This is a genomic window from Mycobacterium sp. IS-1590, assembly GCF_001500025.1.
Taxonomy (GTDB): domain Bacteria; phylum Actinomycetota; class Actinomycetes; order Mycobacteriales; family Mycobacteriaceae; genus Mycobacterium.
The window spans coordinates 88,651-106,185 of the sequence record NZ_LQIW01000003.1 but is presented as its reverse complement, the minus strand read 5'-3'; the positions used below and the strand labels follow the sequence as shown (position 1 = coordinate 106,185).

The following is a 17,535-nucleotide window of genomic DNA, read 5'->3' as shown; positions in this document are numbered from 1 at the left end:
AGTGACTCCCGTCGCGAACTAGCCCTCGAGTTTGTAGCCCAGGCCGCGGACGGTGACCAGATGCACGGGGTTGGCCGGATCGGCCTCGATCTTGGACCGCAGCCGCTTCACGTGGACGTCAAGGGTTTTGGTGTCGCCGACGTAGTCGGCGCCCCACACGCGGTCGATGAGCTGACCGCGGGTCAGCACCCGGCCGCTGTTGCGCATCAGGTACTCGAGCAGGTCGAACTCCTTGAGCGGCATCGTGACCGGTTGCCCGTTCACCGAAACCACATGGCGTTCAACGTCCATCCGGACCGGCCCGGCCTCGAGCACGCCGTCGCCGATACCGGTGTCGTCGTTCTCGGCGCCGCGCCGCAGCACCGCACGGATACGTGCGATCAGCTCGCGGGCCGAGTACGGCTTGGTGACGTAGTCGTCGGCACCGAGTTCGAGCCCGACGACTTTGTCGATCTCGCTGTCGCGAGCGGTCACCATGATCACCGGAACGCTTGAGCGCGAACGTAATTGGCGGCACACATCCGTACCGCTCATGCCGGGCAGCATCAGGTCGAGCAGCACGATGTCCGCGCCGGAGCGCTCGAACTCGGCCAAGGCGGCGGGCCCGTCGGTGACGACGGTGGCCTCGAAGCCCTCTTTGCGAAGAAGAAAGGCCAGGGGATCGGCCAAGGACTCCTCGTCCTCCACGATCAGCACACTGGTCATTGGTTTCGCTGGTCCTCTCGTTCGTCCGATTCGTGATCGGGATAGGCCGGAATCGACAGGGTGAAAGTCGATCCCGTTCCCGGCTGACTCCACAGCCGGATGGTTCCGTTGTGGTTGGCCGCCACGTGTTTGACGATGGCCAACCCGAGCCCGGTGCCGCCGGTGGCCCGGGACCGCGCCTTGTCGACGCGGAAGAATCGCTCGAAAACCCGCTCCTGGTCCTCGCGGGCGATGCCGATGCCGCGGTCGGTGACGGCGATCTCGATGTCGTTCCCGCGCCGCCTGCGGCTGATCGACACCGAGGAACCGTGCGGTGAGTAGGCGATCGCGTTGGAGACGAGGTTCGCTATGGCGGTGACCAGCAACGCCTGGTCGCCCAGGGCGCGGAACCCGGTCGGCGCATCGGTGGTGATCTTGATGTCTGCGTTGTCGGCGGGCACCTTGTGACGCGACAGCGCCTCGGACACCACGGTGTCGACGTCGACGGCCGTGAGGTCGGGCAGGCGCTCGGCGCCCTGCAACCGCGACAGCTCGATCAGCTCGCCGATCATGTTGGCCAGCCGGTTGGACTCGGCGACCATCTTCTCGGCGAATCGGCGCACGGTATCGGGGTCGTCGGCCGATGCGAGCAGCGCCTCGGCCAGCAGCCCCATCGCCCCGACCGGCGTCTTGAGCTCGTGGCTGACGTTGGCCACGAAGTCCCTGCGGGTGGCTTCCATGCGGGCGTATTCGGAGTGGTCGTCGACGTAGACGACGGCGAAGCGGCGGTCCTGGTCGGTGAGCAGCTGAACGTGTCCGCGCACCGACAGGCCGGATCGGCCGGGGTTGGCCTGCTTGTGTGCCGTGAGGTCGACATCGCCGGGCTCGCCGGTGGAAAGTGTGCGCTCGGCGGCCCGCCAGGCCCGCTCGTCGAGCAGCCGGTCGCGGACCAGTCCCAGCTCGCGGGCCCGGTCGTTGGCGTACACGACGTCACGGAAGTGGTCGACCACCACGATTCCCGTGGGCGCCCGCGTCGCGATGTGGGAGAGCATCTGCGAGACGGTGATCCCGGTCTGGACGGTGGCGCGACGTCGCCTGCGATCCGTGAGACGGGGGCCCGAGCGCGCCCCGAGCGCGACACCGGCCGCCAGAGCGAGCAGTGCGACCACCGCTGCCAGCAGCAGTGCCCAAACGACACTCACGCCGAAATCGTACGCACCCGGTGAACGTCATCCCAGCAGCGTGCGGCCAAAACGGGACAACTCACACACCGAAACACCGAAATTCGGGCGCCCGACCCCCGCTGTTCACCGTCCGTTCGCTTGGGACGGTTGACGGACTACTTGGCGCCCTGCGAGGCGACCGCTGCCGCGCCGGCGGCGGCGGCCTCGGGATCCAGGTAGGTGCCGCCGATGACCGTCGGCTTCAGATCGGAGTCCAGGTCGTAGCGCAGCGGGATGCCGGTCGGGATGTTGAGGCCGACGATGTCCTCGTCGGACATGCCGTCGAGATGCTTGACCAGTGCGCGCAGCGAGTTGCCGTGCGCTGCGATCAGCACGGTCTTGCCCGCCCGCAGGTCGGGTTCGATCGTCGAGGTGTAGTACGGCACGAACCGTTCGACGACGTCCTTGAGGCATTCGGTGCGCGGCGGACCACCGGGCACGTCGGCGTAGCGCGGGTCGCCGTCCTGGCTGTAGGTGCTGCCCGCCTCGATCGGCGGCGGCGGGGTGTCGTAGCTGCGCCGCCACGCCATGAACTGCTCGTCGCCGTACTTCTCCTTGGTCTCGGCCTTGTTCAGGCCCTGCAGCGCGCCGTAGTGGCGCTCGTTGAGCCGCCAGTCGCGGTGCACCGGGATCCAGTGCCGGTCGGCCTTGTCCAGGGCCAGGTTGGCGGTCGTGATCGCGCGGCGCAACAGCGAGGTGTAGAGGACGTCGGGCCGGCGATCGAGTTCCTTGATCAGTTCGCCGGCGCGCACCGCCTCGGCGCGGCCCTTCTCGGTGAGGTCGACGTCGACCCAGCCGGTGAACAGATTCTTCTCGTTCCATTCACTCTCGCCGTGGCGGAGCAGGATCAGCGTGCAGTCACCCCGGGAATCAGACATGGTGGAATCCTCTCACGGCTGACCGATCGCCCACGCCCCGCACCGAGACCGACGAAATGGCGGTATCCGGCCGGAAAAACCCGCCCGAACGCAGGTTTGGGCGAGGGTCAGTCGTCCTCGTCGTCGATGAGGTGGGCGAATGCCTGCAGGTTCTTCAACGACTCGCCGCGCGACACCCGCCACTCCCACTCTTTCTGGATCGACGAGCGAAATCCCAACTCCAACAACGTGTTGAAGTCGTTGTCGACGGCTTCGAGCACCTGGCCGAGGATCCGGTCGACCTCGTCGGAAGTCACCGATTCCAGTGCCATCCGACCAACGAGATAGATGTCACCGACGTTGTCGAGCGTGTACGCCACCCCGTAGAGGCGGCGGTTGCGCTTGAGCAGGAACCGGTAGACGCCCTCGTGGTTCTCGTCGGGTTTGCGGCAGACGAACGCCTCGATGCGCACCGAGTGCTCGCCGATCGACAGGATCGTGTTGGTCTTGAGGCGGCGCTCGCCGGGCAGTTCGACGATGATGCCGGACAACCCGCCGTGTGCGCCGTCGTGATACGTGCAGACCAGGCCGTTCTCCTTGCACGCCGCCTCGATGACCGTCGCCGCGTTCGAGCTCACGCCCGCACCCCCCGCCGCCGCGCGAACCGTCGGCCGGTGCGGCGTGCGACGGGCTGATGACGGGCCCGAAAGTCGGCGATCGCGCGCCCGTAGCTGGCCAGCAGCGCGTCGACCGTGTGCTCCCACGAGAACGTCGCCGCGTGGGCCGCCGCCGCGGGCCTCAGAGTGTCGGCACGGTTCAGCAGATCCCCGACGGCGTGCGCCCAGTCGCCGTCGTCGTGGCCGTCGACCAGTGTCCCGGTGACTCCGTCGCGCACCGCGACCGGCAACCCGCCGACCGCGGCGGCCACCACCGGCGTTCCACACGCCTGGGCTTCGACCGCGACCAGGCCGAACGACTCCGAGTAGCTGGGCACGGCCACCAGGTCGGCGGCCCGGTACACGTTGACCAGCTGTTCGCGCGACTGGGGCGGCAGGAACGTCACCCGGTCCGAGATACCCAGATCGGCGGCCAGCCGAACCAGGCCGTCGGGGGCCTGTAATCCGCTGCCGGATGGGCCGCCGGCCACCAGCACGCGAACGCCGGGCAGTTTGGCGGCGGCGCGCAATGCGACGTCGGGCGCCTTCAGCGGCTGGATGCGCCCGACGAACGCGACCACCTGCTCGTCGAGGTCGAGCCCCAGCGCGGCCCGCGCGGCGTTTCGGTCCCCGGGCGAGAACGTCTCGAGGTCGACGCCGGGATGCACCACGTCGATCCTCTTCGGATCGGCGTTGTGCACCGAAACTAGTTGCCGCGCTTCGTGTTCGGTGTTGACGATCAACCGGTCAGCCTCATCGACGACCTGCTGCTCCCCGACCGCGCGCAGCGGCGGTTCCGGTGAGTCACCCTCGGCCAGCGCGGCGTTCTTGACCGCGGCCAGCGTGTGCGCGGTGTGCACGAGCGGCACCGCCCAGCGGTCGCGGGCGAGCCAGCCGACCTGACCGGACAGCCAATAGTGCGAATGGACGATGTCGTAGTAGCCCGGCTCGTGCGTGGCCTCCGCGCGCAGCACCCCCGCGGTGAACGCGCACAGCTGGGTGGGCAGGTCGTACTTGTCGAGGCCTTCGAACGGGCCCGCGACCACGTTGCGCACCAGCACACCGGGAGCGACCCGCACGGTCGGCTGGTCGCCCGAGGAGGTCGCACGCGTGAAGATCTCCACTTCGACGCCGCGGCGAGCCATCTGCAGGGCGCTCTGGAGCACGTAGACGTTCATCCCGCCCGCGTCGCCGGTGCCGGGCTGGGCCAACGGCGACGTGTGCACCGACAGCACGGCGACGCGCCTGGGGACCGGAAGTCCGGCGGCATCAGAACGGGACGGGTCCGTTGCTAGGCGCACACAGACATGTCTACACCGTCGGCTCGAAGCGACCCGTCACGCAGGGACCTCGGGCCTGACTTCGGGCACGCGCGGTTGCGCACGCCGCATGGCACCGATCGGGTCGGCATACAACCCGCCCAGTGACACCACCCCGGCGCCGGCCTCCTGAACGCGGTTGCCGAACACCGTGAGTCGGATCTCGCGAGCGGGCATCACCGATCGCCGCGCGAACGCGGCCTCCACGGTGGCCATGCCCTCGGGATATTCGGTGAACGCTTGACCACCGACGATGAGATCGTCGGGGTTGAGCATGTCGCGCAGCAGCGCGACGGCCTCACCCAGCACCCGGGCGCGCTCGGCCAGCAGTTCCCGTGCCGGTTGACTGCCCTGGCGCGCGGTCTTGAGCAGCGCCTGCATCGTCGAACCCGGTCCGTCAAGGGCGATGATGCGCGCCTTACGAGCGGCGATCAGCACCGCCTCGTCACTGACGGTCGACTCCAATTGGCCGGTGCCACCGAGCAATTCGGACTGTACCGGCAGCGCGGCGATGGTGCCCGGACCGCTGGCCGGGGAGTGCACGCGCCCGTCGATGGACAGCGCATAGCCGACGGTCTCGCGGGCGTAGACGTACAGGCTCGTTCCCGCGGGGGCCAGACGCGTTTCGGGCCATGCGGGCGACGGTTGCCTGCGCACCCCCAACAGGAGTTCGGCGCCCGCCATCGCGTCGACATGGGAGGCGACCGACACCGGAAGCCCGATCGTCTCGGCGAGCACGGGCCCGACGGGCGCGTCCGACCATCCGAGCCGCGGGTGGTCCAGGTAGCCCGTCGTACTGTCGACGACGCCGCCGGCCGCCACACCGACCCACAGGGGGCGTCGGCGATGCCAGCGGCTGAGGTAGCGGCGGGCGCTGTCGGCAAGCGACGTCAGCGCCGCGGCCTGCGAGCCCCGCGGGGTCGGTGTCTCCACCACGTCGAGCGTGCGGCCGAAGAGGTCGGTGGCGACGATGCTGGTGGTCTTCGCGCCGATGTGGACGCCGAGCGTGAGGTACGGCTCGTGGTTCAACTCGACGGGCACCCGGGGCCTGCCGATGGCCCCGGAGACCGCGAGGTCGGCGCGTTCCCGCAGCACGCCGGCCTCCAGCAGCGCGGTGACCTGACGGTTGACCGTCGCGATGCTCAGGCCGGTGACCTGGGCGATGACATCACGGGCGATGGGGCCGCGCAGGCGGGCGGCGCTGAACACCGAGGCGGCGGCCGCGTCGGCGACCTTGAGCGACGGGGCGACGATCCGCGTTCGGGTCTGGGAGTACCGACCGCCCGCAGGCGACAGCGTGAGCTTGGCGTGCTGCGCGCTGCGCACTGGGCTTTTCGCGGAGAGGGTGGTGGTGACGGAAGTGCGCATCTGCTTGTCCTTGGGGTGAATTCGGCCGGCGGGGGATTCGGGGCCACACCCGGCGATTCAGCAGGACAGCGATGTCGTCTACGAAACAGTCAGGCGCGGCGAGGCGTGCAACAACAACACGCACGCCGCGAACAGGCCTGACTGGACAACACCCGGTGAATTTAGCACGCCGATTAAGGTTGGGTAGATGACGACTCCCCAGGCCGACGGCCGTGTCGCTGTGGTCACCGGCGCCAGTGCCGGCATCGGCGAGGCAACCGCGAGAACTCTTGCCGCACAAGGCTTTCACGTGGTTTGCGTGGCCCGGCGCGAGGGCCCGCTCAAGTCCCTGGCCGACGACATCGGCGGCACCGCGATTGTGGCCGACGTCACATCCGAGGAGGCGGTGTCGGCGTTGGCGGCCGCGGTGGACCGGGTGGATGTGCTGGTCAACAACGCCGGCGGGGCGCGCGGGCTCGATCCGGTCGCCGAGGCGAACGCCGAGCACTGGCGCTGGATGTGGGAGGTCAATGTGCTCGGCACGCTGCTGGTCACCCGGGCGCTGCTGCCGAAGCTGATCGCGTCCGGGGACGGGCTGATCGTGACCGTCACGTCGATCGCGGCGGTGGAGATCTACGACAACGGCGGCGGGTACACCTCCGCCAAGCACGCGCAGGGCGTGTTGCACCGCACGCTGCGCAGCGAGCTGCTCGGAAAACCGGTGCGCTTCACCGAAGTTGCGCCCGGCATGGTCAAGACCGACTTCTCGCTGAACCGGTTCGAAGGCGACGAGGACCGCGCGGCCAAGGTCTACGAAGGCGTCACTCCGCTGGTGGCCGAGGACATCGCCGAGATCATCGGCTTCGTCGCCGGCCGCCCGTCACACGTCGACCTCGACCTGATCGTGGTGCGGCCGCGCGATCAGGTCAGCGGGGCCAGCGGATCGCGGTTCAACCGACGCGTCTGAAAATCCGCGTTGACGTTCGCGAATTATCGGGCCGCGGGACGTTATCTTGCAATCGACAAATTCAGTCCAACTAAACAGGGTGGGATCACATGAAGAAGGCAATCGGGACCGCTGCACTGGCGTTCGCGGGCTTGATGGGCGCAGCGGGAACGGCCCATGCCACTGATTACCTGGAGACCGACGCCAACGGGAACCCGTGGTTCTGGCCCACCGAGGCCGAATGCCAGTCGGACGCCCCCATCGTCTGGAACGATCCCAACTTCGACCGGGCCTACCCGTATTGGTTCTGCGCCCCGGGCGACGGCGGCTGGTACCTGTTCAGCACCGACGCTCGATAGGCAGGTCGGCCGCCGGGCGTGCGATCAGGTCAGCGGGGCCAGCGGATCACGGTTCAACCGAAAGTAGCGTCCTGGCCGTCGCCCAGTGTGGGCTCGTGTCACGCCGCGCGCCGCGAAGCGTGCGGGTAACCCACGTTTGGCCAACGATGTGATCACCTGCCCGGACGGCCGCTCACCGGCTCCGGTGCACCCGATGGCGTTGCGGGCGCGGTGCTCGGCATGTCCGGAGCGTTCGCGTCCGACAGCGCGGACATCGACTTCCACTCCTCCCACGGCACGGCCCAGTCCCAGATGTCGCCGTCGGCGTAGGACAGCTGGATACGCGTGCCGGTGACCTCGACGGGATCGCCGTAGATCGCGCTGTTGAAGTACTGCTGGGCATCGGACTCCGACAGATTGATGCACCCGTTGGTGACGTTCGAATTGCCCTGCGAACCGAGGCTGGCAGGGTTGGCGTGGATGAATTCGCCATTGTTGGAGATCCGCACGGCGAACCGCTCGCGAACGTTGGCGTAACCGGCCGCGGGATTGGTCATGTAGAAATCCTCGTACTTCTCGGTCACGACGTGGATGCCGCTGCGGGTGACGTTGCGGTCCAGGTCGCCTTCGCCGTAGCTGCAGGGGAAGTCCATGATCACCGCGCCCGCGGCGTCGAGCACTTGGATGCGGTGCGAGGACGCCTCGGCCTTGACCACCTGGCGGCGGCCGATCTCGAAGTGCAGCGAGATGTCCTGCGCGCCGTAGGCGCCGTCGCCGAACGGCACGCCGTAGAGCTTCGCGTCGACGTTCACCTTGGTGCCCGCCGGGTAATAGTCGCGGGTGCGGTAGTGCACACGCGAGCCGCCGACTTCGTCGGGCAGCCACGCCCAGCTTCCTTCGACCTGCGGATCGGTGGAGACCTTGAGCGCCTTTTCGACCGCGGCCTTGTCGCTGATCGGGGCGTCGAACTGGATGATGACCGGCGCCGCCACGCCGACGACCTGACCGTCGGCGAGTTGGAAGCGGCCGCTCACCTGGGTGCTGGGGTTGATCGTGGAAAACGAACCCTCGACGGGGACCGCCTTGCCGTCGCGGCCGACGACCGAGCCCTCCCACGTGTACTCCACGCCGTAGCCCAGCGGTTCGGTGATCGTGAACTCGGTGCGGTCGCGGTGCAGCGCCCCGGCCACGACCTTGCCTTCGGGGTTGGTCAGCGAGATCCGCTGAAACCAGCCGTCGGCGACCTGGACACCCACGCGCTCGGTCGGCGAGATGTCGGTCGCGTCGTTTGCCGGCTCGAAGTTGAGCGAGGGGCCTGCGGGGGTTTCCTCGTCCTGCGAGGCCCGCGACCCGTCGTTTCTGGTGCTACAGGCGGCCAGCACGCCCGGCGCGACGACACCGACCGCCAGTGCGGCCAGGGCGCGCCGCCGGTTGAACCCCGGCGGTAGGGGTTCTGCAGTACTCACGTGAATCGAGCGTACCTACAGCGCGCACCCGATCAGGACAGGCTCGGCTGTGAGCTCGATCCCGAATTTCGTTCGGACACCGTCGCGTACCGTCACAGCCAGCGCGATCACATCGGCGGTGGTGGCCCCGCCGCGGTTGGTCAGCGCCAGCGCGTGCTTGGTCGACAGCCGGGCGGCGGCGCCTTCTCCCGGATGGCCTTTGCCGAAGCCGGCCCGCTCGACCAGCCACCCAGCGGCCAGTTTGACCCCGTCGGGGGCCGGATAGTTGGGCACCGGTCCGTCGACCGAGGCGCGGAGCCGATCGAACTGCGCGGTCGTGACGACGGGGTTGGTGAAGAACGAGCCCACGCTCCAGGTGTCGTGGTCGCCCGCGTCCAGCACCATGCCCTTACTCGACCGCAACGCCAACACCGCCTCGCGAACCTCGAGGGGATCGGCGCGTGCCCCCTGTTCGGCGCCCAGGGCGGTGGCCAGTTCCCGATAGCGCAGCGGCGCGCTGCGCCCGCTCGGGTCCAACGCGAACTCCACCTCGAGCACGATCTTGTCGTTCGCATGCTTGAGGACGCTGGTGCGGTAACCGAACCGCAGCGCCTCGGGTGCGACCCAGCGGTCGTCGCCGGTACGCCGGTCCAGCAGCCGCACCCGCCGGATGGTGTCGGCCACCTCGGCGCCGTACGCGCCGACGTTTTGCACCGGTGTGGCCCCGGCCGATCCCGGTATCCCCGAGAGGCACTCCAGACCACCGAGACCGTGCGCCAGCGAGGTGACCACGACGTCGTCCCACACCGCACCGGCCTCAGCGCGCAGCACATCGCCTTCGACGGTGATCTCGGTATTGGCCAGGTGGATCACCGACAGGTCGGTCAGTTCGTCTGACAACACGACATTCGAGCCACCCGCGAGAACGAGCGCGTCATCGCCGGGGCCCAGCGTCCGGACCACGTCGATGACCTTCTGCGTGGTGTCGCAGGTGATCAGCCGTCGCGCGACCGGCCCGATTCGCAGCGTGGTCAACGGCGCGAGCGGCACCCGCTCCTCGACGGAGGCACCCCCTAGCTGCGAACCGACCACGGGCGGTAACGGTAGCCTGACCAGCTATGCCGCGCTCATTCGACATGGCCGCCGAATACGGGGGAACCGTCGAGCAGGTCCACCGGGCGTTCGGCGACGAGCGTTACTGGCTCGCGCGGCTGACCGATTCCGGCGCCGACATGTATTCGCTGGACTCGATGACCGTCGACGACCAGGGCGGTATCGACGTCGTCACGACGCAGACGTTGCGTGCCGACCGGCTGCCCGGTGTGGTGACCCAGTTCCACCGCGGGGACCTGAGCTTCGTGCGTGAGGAGACGTGGAGCCCGGTGCTCGACGGGAAGGCCACCGCGACGGTCAAGGGGTCGATCCCCGGGGCGCCGGCAAGCCTGACGGGCACGGCGGTGCTGGCACCGGCTGGCGGCGGTTCGCGGCTGCAGTTCACCGTCGAGGTGGAGGTGCGAGTTCCGTTGGTGGGCGGCAAGATCGAGAACTTCATCGGCGGCCAGCTCGTCGACCTGCTGATCGCCGAACAGCACTTCACGACGCTGTGGATCGCCGAAAACGCTTGAGGCTCAACGCCGAGAAGTGGTACCGCCAAGTGCGGTGACGCAGAACCGCCACAGCTGCTCCTTGACGGTGTCGAGTTCGCCTTCGGCGTGGTCGGCGAATGCGTAGTAGTGGTACACCGAGCGGACCAGTTCGGTCATGAACCACGAATCCCATTCCGGATCACCGGGATTGAGTAATCCCGCCTCTCGAGCCGCGGTGACCTCGGCGCGCACGAGGTCGACGAAGGGCTTCTCCGCCTCGGCGAGTTCCTTGGGGAACTGGCGGTGCAGCCGCCACCGGGTGGACACGACGAACCGCGACATGGCGGCGTCGTGAGTGTCGCCGTCGAGGCGCTCCAACGTCGAGGTGATGAAGTACCGCAGGCGTGCCAGCGGATCGGGAAGCTCGTCGGCGGCCTGCCTCCAGCGCTGGACCGCCTCGGTCATCGCGTCGCCGATCACGGCGAGGATCAGCTCGTCCTTGCTGGCGAAGTAGCGGTAGAAGGTCTGCAGCGCGACCCCGGCCTCGGCGGCCAATTCCTGGGTGGTGAAGTCGTCGCCCTTGGCGCCGATCAACGCCCTGGCGGCGTCGAGCATCTGGCGGACTTGCTGGGCGATGCGTTCCCGTGAGCGCTGTACGGCCGCCGACCGCTCGACCGCTCGCTCGACCCAGGACACCGGGAAATGCTAGCGCTTCGCCCCGCCCTCGGCCGGACCGCGTCTTACGAGCTGACGGCCCGTACCCGCATTCCGTGAACCTGCGTGTCGACGTACTGCGCGAGAACCTGTCCGCGCATCGGCTCCAGGCCGGGCAATGTGATCAACAGGGAATAGAGCCCGACGAGGAAGAAGACACCGATGTAGAGCGGGTCCAATTCGTCGGGGATGACGCCTGCGGCGTGTGCGCGCCGCAGCTCGTCGACGACAACCACGATCACCGGGTGGTCGATCCACACCTCTTCGGGCGCGCGCGCCGCCGAGAAGTGCAGGGCGAGAAAGTCCCTGAACAACAGCGGCCCCAGCCGCTGCTCCAAACCCGCAACCGCCGCAACGACCTTCGTCAGCACCGCGGGTAAATCCGGACCTCGCGCCAGAAACCGGGTCAGGTCGGCCGCGATGCGCAACTCCTCACGGCGTTCCAATTCGACCAGCACATGCTCCTTGGTCGGGAAGTGGAAGTAGAACGTGGCCGGCGCGACGCCGGCGGCCGACGCGATTGCCCGGACGTCCGCCTTGGCCACACCGACGCGCTGAAACTCCCCTATCGCCGCACCCAACAGTCGCTCCCGCGTCCGCTCGCCCTTGGAGCGGCCGGTCACCTCGATCCGGTCCGGCATAAAAACTGATATTAGTCAGAAAACTTCACCGCTAAAAGCACGACATGCTTGGATTAAGTCGACATAGTTCTGAGATATGTCAGAAATGGAGTCGACGTGCAGCTGCTCGATGGGATCGAAGACCTGCCTCGGACGTCGAACGTCCGCACGCAACTGATGGCACTGTGGGTCACCGCCGTGTCGATGGCGATCTTGTTGGTCGCCTACGTGGCCTTTCCCGGCTTCTGGCCCCCGCTGTCGCCGGAGATGTCGGCCGACGCGGTCGCCGCGTTCTACCGCGACAACGCGAGCTGGATGCGATTCAGCATGGTGACCTTCAATCTGTGCGGAATGATGCTGCTACCGCCTTTCTGCGTAGTGGCCGCCCAGATCAAACGGATGGCCGCGCAAAGCCAGGCGTTCGCCTACTGCTACCTGATGGCCACCGTGGCCGGCGCGACGATCTTCGCTCTGTCGGCGATCTTCTTCGCCGCAGCCGTGTTTCGGCCCTCCCGCGATGCGGACCTCATCCTGGTACTCAACGATCTCGGTTGGATCGTCTTCGTGGCCCCCGTCGGGATGATCCTCGTCCAGAACGTCATGCTGGCGATGGCGATCTATTTCGACGACCGATCGCGCCCGGTGTACCCCCGGTGGGTGGCGCACTCATCGCTCGTCGTCGTCCTCGCGATGGCGCCGGCCGCATTTTCGGTCACGGTGACATCCGGGCCGTTGGCATGGAACGGCGCGGTCTCATTCTGGTTGCGCAACATCGCCTTTGGCGTCTACCTGGTGGTCCTGCTCGTAGCCACCTGGCGCGCGGTCCACCGGCAGGCCGCGGTCGAGGGACTCACCCGGTGAGTGTGCCCGCGCCTGTTTCCGACGGCCCCTCCCGCACCCGGGATGCGGGGCCCGCACGCGACAAGCGCTCACTGTCGATCGTGCTGTGGATCTTCCCGGGCTTCTTCGGCCTGTTCGGGGTGGTCTTCGTGCTGTTGCTCAGGGTGATTCCGCCGCCGCGGCCCGACGTCGGCTACGAGTACATCACGCAGTATTTCGACACGCACCGCACCACCATTCTCGTGGGACTGGGGTTGCTGTGCCTGATCTTCGGCGGGCACGCGGTGGCGAACGGCTTTGTCACCTATCACATGCGGCGGATGTCCAGCGGCCCGACGTTCGCCTACCTCTACATGGCCGGCTTGGCGGTCGGCACCCTGCCCGGCATGCTGCTGGTCGCGGTGTGTTGGGGCGCGGCCGCGATGCGCCCCGACCGTGAGCCCCGCATCATCGCCTTGCTCTACGACCTCGGCATGCTGTCCTTCAACGGTTCACTGGGGTGCTTCGCCGTCGCGTACCTTGCCTTCGCGATCGCGATCCTCGTCGACAAGAACCACATCTTCCCCAAATGGCTTGCCTACCTTACGGTTTGGCAGATCATCACCGAGGTGATCGCAACCCAGATGTGGCAGCAGACCTCCGGTCCATTCGCCTGGAACGGGTCCATTGCGTTCTGGCTGGCGGTCATCGTGTTCGGCGCATGGCTCAACTGCCAGTTCCTGATGCTGAAGAAGGCTACCGATGAGCATCCCTGAGCAGACCTCCCTGGCCGATCGTCCCGCAATCCGCACCGAGTCCACCCACCTGCCCGGTGACAGCCACATGTGGGTCATGGTCCTCGGCGACCTCGCGATCTTCGGGGCCTACTTCCTGATCTACATGGTGCACCGAGCGATGAGGCCCGATGACTTCCTCGCCGCCCAACAGCATCTCGATGTCACCCTGGGAGTCGTCAACACCGGCCTGTTGTTGACGAGTTCACTTCTGGTCGCCCGCAGCGTGTATGCGGCGCGCGGCAATCGGCCGATTCGGGCGATGAGACTGACGTACGCTGCGGGTGCCTGCGGGGTGCTGTTCCTGGCCGTCAAGGCCTACGAGTGGTCGGTCGAGCTGGGTCGCGGTCTCACGGTGAGCAACGAGTTCTTCTCGTTCTACTACGTGCTCACCGGAGTTCACGCTTTGCACGTCGTGCTCGGCCTGATCATCCTGGGTGTCAGCATCCGCGAGTTGCGCGCCGTCGCGCGCCGCAGGGTGTCCCTGGTGGAGCAGGGTGCCACGTATTGGCACATGGTCGACCTGCTCTGGATCGTGATCTTCGGCCTGCTCTACGTGATGAGGTGAAATGACAGCGACGACTCAGAAGCGGATCACCGGCTCCAGTGAGCGCGCCATCGTCATTGCCTGGGCGGTGCTGTGCATCATCACCATTGCGTCGTGGTGGCTGTCACCTGCGCACCAGGGTGCTGCCCCGGCGCCGAGCCTCCCGATCACACTGGCCGTGATCGCACTGGGATTCATCAAGTGCCGGTTGATCATCCGCTACTTCATGGAGGTCAACACCGCGCCCCGCTGGCTCCGGTTCGCCACCGACGGCTGGTTGGTCGCACTGTGGGGCGGCGTGCTGGCCATCTACCTTTATTGAGACCCGACGTGCTGACGCGCGACCGATTCGATGTGGTCCATCAGTGTCTGCAGGGCCGCGGCCGGGTTGAGCTCGAATGCCTCGGTGTCCTCCTCGTAGATCAGCACGTGGCCGGAGGGGAAGAAGTACGCCTGGCCCGCGGCGGCGACCTCGTCGGCACGATCGGTTCCGGGGAAGCGACATCTGATGCGACCCTTGAAGACGTAGCCGTAGTGTGGGCACGGGCACACGCCGCCCGGCAGGCCCTGGTACAGCGCCGTGTGGTCCCCGGGGCCGGTGGTCGTGAATCCGACCTCCATGTCACCCCACTGCGCCGATCTGAATCCGCTGCCGCACAACGGCCATCGGCCGTCGCCACCGACGGGTAAATCGGCGAGCCTGCTCACCGGCATGGGTGTTCTCCTTGCGTTGTCAGTCCAGTTTGTCGAGGCGGAACGGCATCTCGATCTCGGCCGTCTCGTTGAGGCTGCAGGCACCACTCTCCCCGGAGGTCTTGTCGAACCCGGCCAAGACGCGCGAACCGGGGAGCAGGAAGCCGTCGTCGCCGACGGGAAAGAAGCGATAGCTCTGACGCCCGGTCACCGTCCGACCGGTGCCGTCCGCGCAGTGCTGCCAGTGCGGCAGGTCCCGCTTGACAATGTACTCGCCGTTGGTGGTGACGATGTCCGCTGTCCAGCCGGCATCGCTGGAAACCGTGCCGCTGCAGTTGACGTCGTCGGTACACGTCATCGCGATCGTCCAGGTGCTCCGTACGCTCGGCAGGTCGCGGTAGACGTCGTTGGTCATGGCCCAGTCCCCGTTCGACGTCGCCAGATACCGGCCGTTGAGCGCGGCATCGGCGGCATGAGCACGCGGGGCCATCACGGCCATCGCCACACCGACGATTGCCGCCACCACCCACGCTGCGCCGACCGTTCGCATCAGCCCAACGGGGTGAAACGCAGGTGCAGTTCGGTCAGTCCGCGCAGGATGTAGGTCGGCTCGTAGGTGAACTCGGGTTGCTCGGCCGACCCGTGGAAACGCTCGTCGACGCGAATATCGCTCATCCGTGCCAGGATTCGCTCCAACGACACCCGGCCCTCGACCCGTGCGAGCGGCGCGCCGGGACAGGAGTGCACGCCGCGGGCAAAGGCGATCTGTTCTCGGACGTTCTTGCGGTCGAGCCGGAACTCGTGCGGGCATTCGAACCGGTCCGGATCACGGTTGGCCGCGGCTGCCGAGATCATCACGGTCGTGCCCGCCGGAATCTTGACCCCCGCGAGCTCGGTCGACCGGACCGCTAGCCGGAACTCGGTTTTCACCGGACTTTCCAACCGCAGCGTCTCTTCGATGAACGTCGGTACCAGGCTGGGGTCGTCCCGCAATGCGTCCTGCAGTTCCGGGCGCTCGCACAAGATCTTCAGCGCGGCACCCAGCAGCTTGGCGGTGGTCTCCTGGCCCGCCCCGAACAAGAAGCTCGCGGTGCGCACGACGTCGGTGACCGCGGGCTGTGAGCCGTCGGGGTATGTCGCGTTGGCGAGTTCGCTGAGCACGTCATCGCGCGATTGGGTGCGCCGCTCCTCGATGTACGCGCTGAACTTCTCATCGAGGAACTCCAACGGGTTTATCGCGGCGGCTTCGCCTTCGATGTTGCCCATCAGGTGCGGGTTTGCGAGCGCGTCGCGGAATTCCCTGTGATCCTCTCGCGGGACGCCGAGGAGGTCGGCTATGGCCAACAGCGAGAACGGTTTCGAGTATGCGGTGAGGAACTCGCATTCCCCGTCCTGGACGAACTCGTCGAGCTGGTCGTCGGCCAGCTCCCAGAGGAAGTCCTGATTGGCCTTGAGCCGGCTCGGGGTCAGCAACCGGCTCAGCAGGGACCGTGCCCGCGTGTGGTTCGGCGGATCCATCGCCACCATGTGTTCGTGTAGTGGCATCTGGGTGCGATGCGCGTCGATCTGTGCGCTGATGTCGTCACCTTCGGGCGTGAACGGCAATGGCGGAAACGGGCCACCGACGGCGACGCAGTTCGACCACAGGCTGGCATCCTTGAACACCTCGAGCGTGTCGAGGTACCCCGTCACCGCGACCACGTTGTGATGCGGCTCCTTGACCACCGGCCCCTGCCGGCGCAGGTACTCGAAGTACGGTTGCGGATCCGGCACGAATGTGGGGCTTGTGAAGAAGTCGATCGACGCGAAATCGGTCTCGATGTCGGTCACTGCTCACCTTCCTGGGTGTGGGCGGCCCCGCCGAGTGCCGCCAAGCTGAAGCGCCAAAGCCGTTGTTTGGCGAGTTCGAGTTCGGTCTCGTCGTGCCCGACGAACGCGTAGTGGTGGTACACCGATCGAACCAGCTCACCGAGGAACCACGGATCCCATTTCGGATCCGTCGGATGTAGCTGACCGGCCGCCACCGCGTCCGAGACCACGCCGCGCAGCAGGTCGACAAACGGCTTCTCCGCCTCGGCGAGCTCCTCGGGGAACTGTCGATGCAGCCGCCACCGTGTCGACACCACGAACCGCGACATCGCGGCGTTGCGGCTGTCGCCGTTGAGGCGTTCGAGCGTCGCGCCGAGGTAGAACCGCAACCGCGCCAGCGGGTCCGGTAAGTCCTCGGTCGCGCGCGTCCAGCGCTCGCAGGCGTCGGTCATCGCATCGCCGATGACCGCCAGCAGCAGCTCGTCCTTGCTTTCGAAGTAGCGGTAGAACGTCTGCAGGGCCACCCCGGCCTCGGCGACCAGTTCCTGAGTCGTGAACTCGTCACCGGTGTTGGCGATCAGCCTGCGCGCCGCATCGAGCATCTGCCTGACCTGTTTGGCGATCCGCAGCCGGGACCGCTGCACCGCGGCCGACCGCTCGACGGCGCGTTCGACCCATGCCACCGCGGGTACCTCCGGAGTGGTCATGTCGGTGTCAGCACGACGACGGGAATCTCGCGTTCGGTACGCGCCTGATAGGCATCGTAATTCGGCCACAGCCCGGCCATGATGCGCCAGAGCTCGGGCTTCTCCTGCGGTGTGACGGTCCGCGCCCTCACAGGCATCCGGCGATCGCGCACCTGGATCTCGGCGGCCGGACACGCCTGCAGGTTGAGGTACCACTTCGGATGCGTGGGCGCACCGCCCATCGAGGCGACCACGAGATAGTCCTCGCCGCGCCGACCGAATATCAGCGCCGACGTCCGAGGCCGGCCGCTGCGCCTGCCGGTCACCGTTAGCAGGAGCGTCGGAACACCGTTCCACAGGTATCCGACCTCGCCCCCGGTGTCGCGGTAGGCGACCACATGGTCGGCACCGACGAGGGTCAGATCGGGTGCGCTGTAGTCGGTTTCGCTCAT

22 protein-coding genes are annotated in these 17,535 nt (G+C 67.3%); 7 read left to right on the top strand and 15 right to left on the bottom strand.

Annotated features, from left to right (window positions below):
* Positions 1–18: 18 nt before the first annotated feature.
* The 6 genes from regX to AU197_RS04275 form a co-directional block, all read right to left on the bottom strand.
* Entirely contained in the window at positions 19–705 is a 687-nt protein-coding gene (gene regX, locus AU197_RS04300; RefSeq protein WP_064351297.1) for a two-component sensory transduction protein RegX, read from the bottom strand.
* Positions 702–1,886 (bottom strand): sensor histidine kinase, encoded by a 1,185-nt coding sequence (locus AU197_RS04295; protein WP_064401286.1) that lies wholly within the window; start codon positions 1,884–1,886, stop codon positions 702–704. Before AU197_RS04295 ends, regX begins: the two co-directional genes overlap by 4 nt.
* A 137-nt stretch (positions 1,887–2,023) precedes the next feature.
* On the bottom strand, positions 2,024–2,785 hold the full coding sequence (locus AU197_RS04290) for a phosphoglyceromutase (RefSeq protein ID WP_064401285.1): 762 nt from the start codon (positions 2,783–2,785) through the stop codon (positions 2,024–2,026).
* Between the two features lie 107 nt (positions 2,786–2,892).
* Positions 2,893–3,402 carry a type III secretion system chaperone family protein gene (locus AU197_RS04285; RefSeq protein WP_064401284.1) on the bottom strand — a complete coding sequence of 170 codons (510 nt, stop codon included), beginning with the start codon at positions 3,400–3,402 and terminating at the stop codon, positions 2,893–2,895.
* A complete protein-coding gene (gene mshA / locus AU197_RS04280) occupies positions 3,399–4,721 on the bottom strand; it encodes a D-inositol-3-phosphate glycosyltransferase (protein WP_064401283.1) in 1,323 nt (440 codons plus the stop codon). The genes AU197_RS04285 and mshA overlap by 4 nt, the downstream gene beginning before the upstream one ends.
* A gap of 36 nt (positions 4,722–4,757) precedes the next feature.
* The gene (locus tag AU197_RS04275; RefSeq protein ID WP_064401282.1) at positions 4,758–6,107 is read right to left on the bottom strand and encodes an ROK family protein; all 1,350 of its coding nucleotides are present in this window, start codon (positions 6,105–6,107) and stop codon (positions 4,758–4,760) included.
* Positions 6,108–6,294: 187 nt separating this feature from the next.
* Here AU197_RS04275 and AU197_RS04270 point away from each other — a divergent pair, with 187 nt between their 5' ends.
* The gene (locus AU197_RS04270) at positions 6,295–7,053 is read left to right on the top strand and encodes an SDR family oxidoreductase (RefSeq protein ID WP_064401281.1); all 759 of its coding nucleotides are present in this window, start codon (positions 6,295–6,297) and stop codon (positions 7,051–7,053) included.
* Between the two features lie 89 nt (positions 7,054–7,142).
* Positions 7,143–7,391 (top strand): hypothetical protein, encoded by a 249-nt coding sequence (locus AU197_RS04265; RefSeq protein WP_064401280.1) that lies wholly within the window; start codon positions 7,143–7,145, stop codon positions 7,389–7,391.
* 152 nt (positions 7,392–7,543) lie between these two features.
* On the opposite strand, the gene AU197_RS04260 is transcribed toward AU197_RS04265, so the two are convergent.
* Both AU197_RS04260 and AU197_RS04255 read right to left on the bottom strand, forming a co-directional pair.
* Positions 7,544–8,836, bottom strand: a complete 1,293-nt coding sequence (locus AU197_RS04260) for a L,D-transpeptidase (RefSeq protein ID WP_064401279.1) — start codon at positions 8,834–8,836, stop codon at positions 7,544–7,546.
* 15 nt (positions 8,837–8,851) lie between these two features.
* Entirely contained in the window at positions 8,852–9,907 is a 1,056-nt protein-coding gene (locus AU197_RS04255; RefSeq protein WP_064401278.1) for a UDP-N-acetylmuramate dehydrogenase, read from the bottom strand.
* A gap of 26 nt (positions 9,908–9,933) precedes the next feature.
* Here AU197_RS04255 and AU197_RS04250 point away from each other — a divergent pair, with 26 nt between their 5' ends.
* A complete protein-coding gene (locus AU197_RS04250) occupies positions 9,934–10,440 on the top strand; it encodes a DUF2505 domain-containing protein (protein ID WP_064401277.1) in 507 nt (168 codons plus the stop codon).
* Between the two features lie 3 nt (positions 10,441–10,443).
* Here the strand turns inward: AU197_RS04250 and AU197_RS04245 are convergent, their stop codons facing one another.
* Together AU197_RS04245 and AU197_RS04240 are read right to left on the bottom strand one after the other, a co-directional pair.
* Entirely contained in the window at positions 10,444–11,016 is a 573-nt protein-coding gene (locus tag AU197_RS04245; RefSeq protein WP_064401390.1) for a TetR/AcrR family transcriptional regulator, read from the bottom strand.
* Positions 11,017–11,141: 125 nt separating this feature from the next.
* Complete coding sequence (locus tag AU197_RS04240) at positions 11,142–11,756, bottom strand: TetR/AcrR family transcriptional regulator (protein ID WP_064401276.1); 615 nt, start codon at positions 11,754–11,756, stop codon at positions 11,142–11,144.
* Between the two features lie 96 nt (positions 11,757–11,852).
* On the opposite strand from AU197_RS04240, the gene AU197_RS04235 reads away from it, so the two are divergent.
* From AU197_RS04235 to AU197_RS04220, 4 genes are read left to right on the top strand one after another with little or no spacing between them, the layout of a single operon-like run.
* Positions 11,853–12,596, top strand: coding sequence for a hypothetical protein (locus AU197_RS04235; protein WP_064401275.1), 744 nt, complete (start codon positions 11,853–11,855; stop codon positions 12,594–12,596).
* A 2-nt stretch (positions 12,597–12,598) separates the two neighbouring features.
* Positions 12,599–13,330: a hypothetical protein gene (locus AU197_RS04230; protein ID WP_064401274.1), complete on the top strand. Its 732-nt coding sequence runs from the start codon at positions 12,599–12,601 to the stop codon at positions 13,328–13,330.
* The gene (locus tag AU197_RS04225; protein ID WP_064401273.1) at positions 13,317–13,916 is read left to right on the top strand and encodes a cytochrome c oxidase subunit 3; all 600 of its coding nucleotides are present in this window, start codon (positions 13,317–13,319) and stop codon (positions 13,914–13,916) included. The genes AU197_RS04230 and AU197_RS04225 overlap by 14 nt, the downstream gene beginning before the upstream one ends.
* A 1-nt stretch (position 13,917) precedes the next feature.
* Positions 13,918–14,217 (top strand): cytochrome C oxidase subunit IV family protein, encoded by a 300-nt coding sequence (locus AU197_RS04220; RefSeq protein ID WP_064401272.1) that lies wholly within the window; start codon positions 13,918–13,920, stop codon positions 14,215–14,217.
* On the opposite strand, the gene AU197_RS04215 is transcribed toward AU197_RS04220, so the two are convergent.
* The 5 genes from AU197_RS04215 to AU197_RS04195 are packed head-to-tail and all read right to left on the bottom strand — an operon-like array spanning position 14,211 to position 17,535.
* A complete protein-coding gene (locus AU197_RS04215) occupies positions 14,211–14,609 on the bottom strand; it encodes a cupin domain-containing protein (protein ID WP_082696494.1) in 399 nt (132 codons plus the stop codon). The two genes, AU197_RS04220 and AU197_RS04215, sit on opposite strands and share 7 nt — an antisense overlap.
* 19 nt (positions 14,610–14,628) lie before the next feature.
* Entirely contained in the window at positions 14,629–15,138 is a 510-nt protein-coding gene (locus AU197_RS04210) for an Rv2253/PknI dimerization domain-containing protein (RefSeq protein ID WP_064401271.1), read from the bottom strand.
* Positions 15,138–16,418, bottom strand: coding sequence for a cytochrome P450 (locus AU197_RS04205; RefSeq protein ID WP_064401270.1), 1,281 nt, complete (start codon positions 16,416–16,418; stop codon positions 15,138–15,140). The genes AU197_RS04210 and AU197_RS04205 overlap by 1 nt, the downstream gene beginning before the upstream one ends.
* The gene (locus AU197_RS04200; protein ID WP_064401388.1) at positions 16,415–17,041 is read right to left on the bottom strand and encodes a TetR/AcrR family transcriptional regulator; all 627 of its coding nucleotides are present in this window, start codon (positions 17,039–17,041) and stop codon (positions 16,415–16,417) included. The genes AU197_RS04205 and AU197_RS04200 overlap by 4 nt, the downstream gene beginning before the upstream one ends.
* 59 nt (positions 17,042–17,100) lie before the next feature.
* Positions 17,101–17,535: a nitroreductase family deazaflavin-dependent oxidoreductase gene (locus tag AU197_RS04195; RefSeq protein WP_064401269.1), complete on the bottom strand. Its 435-nt coding sequence runs from the start codon at positions 17,533–17,535 to the stop codon at positions 17,101–17,103.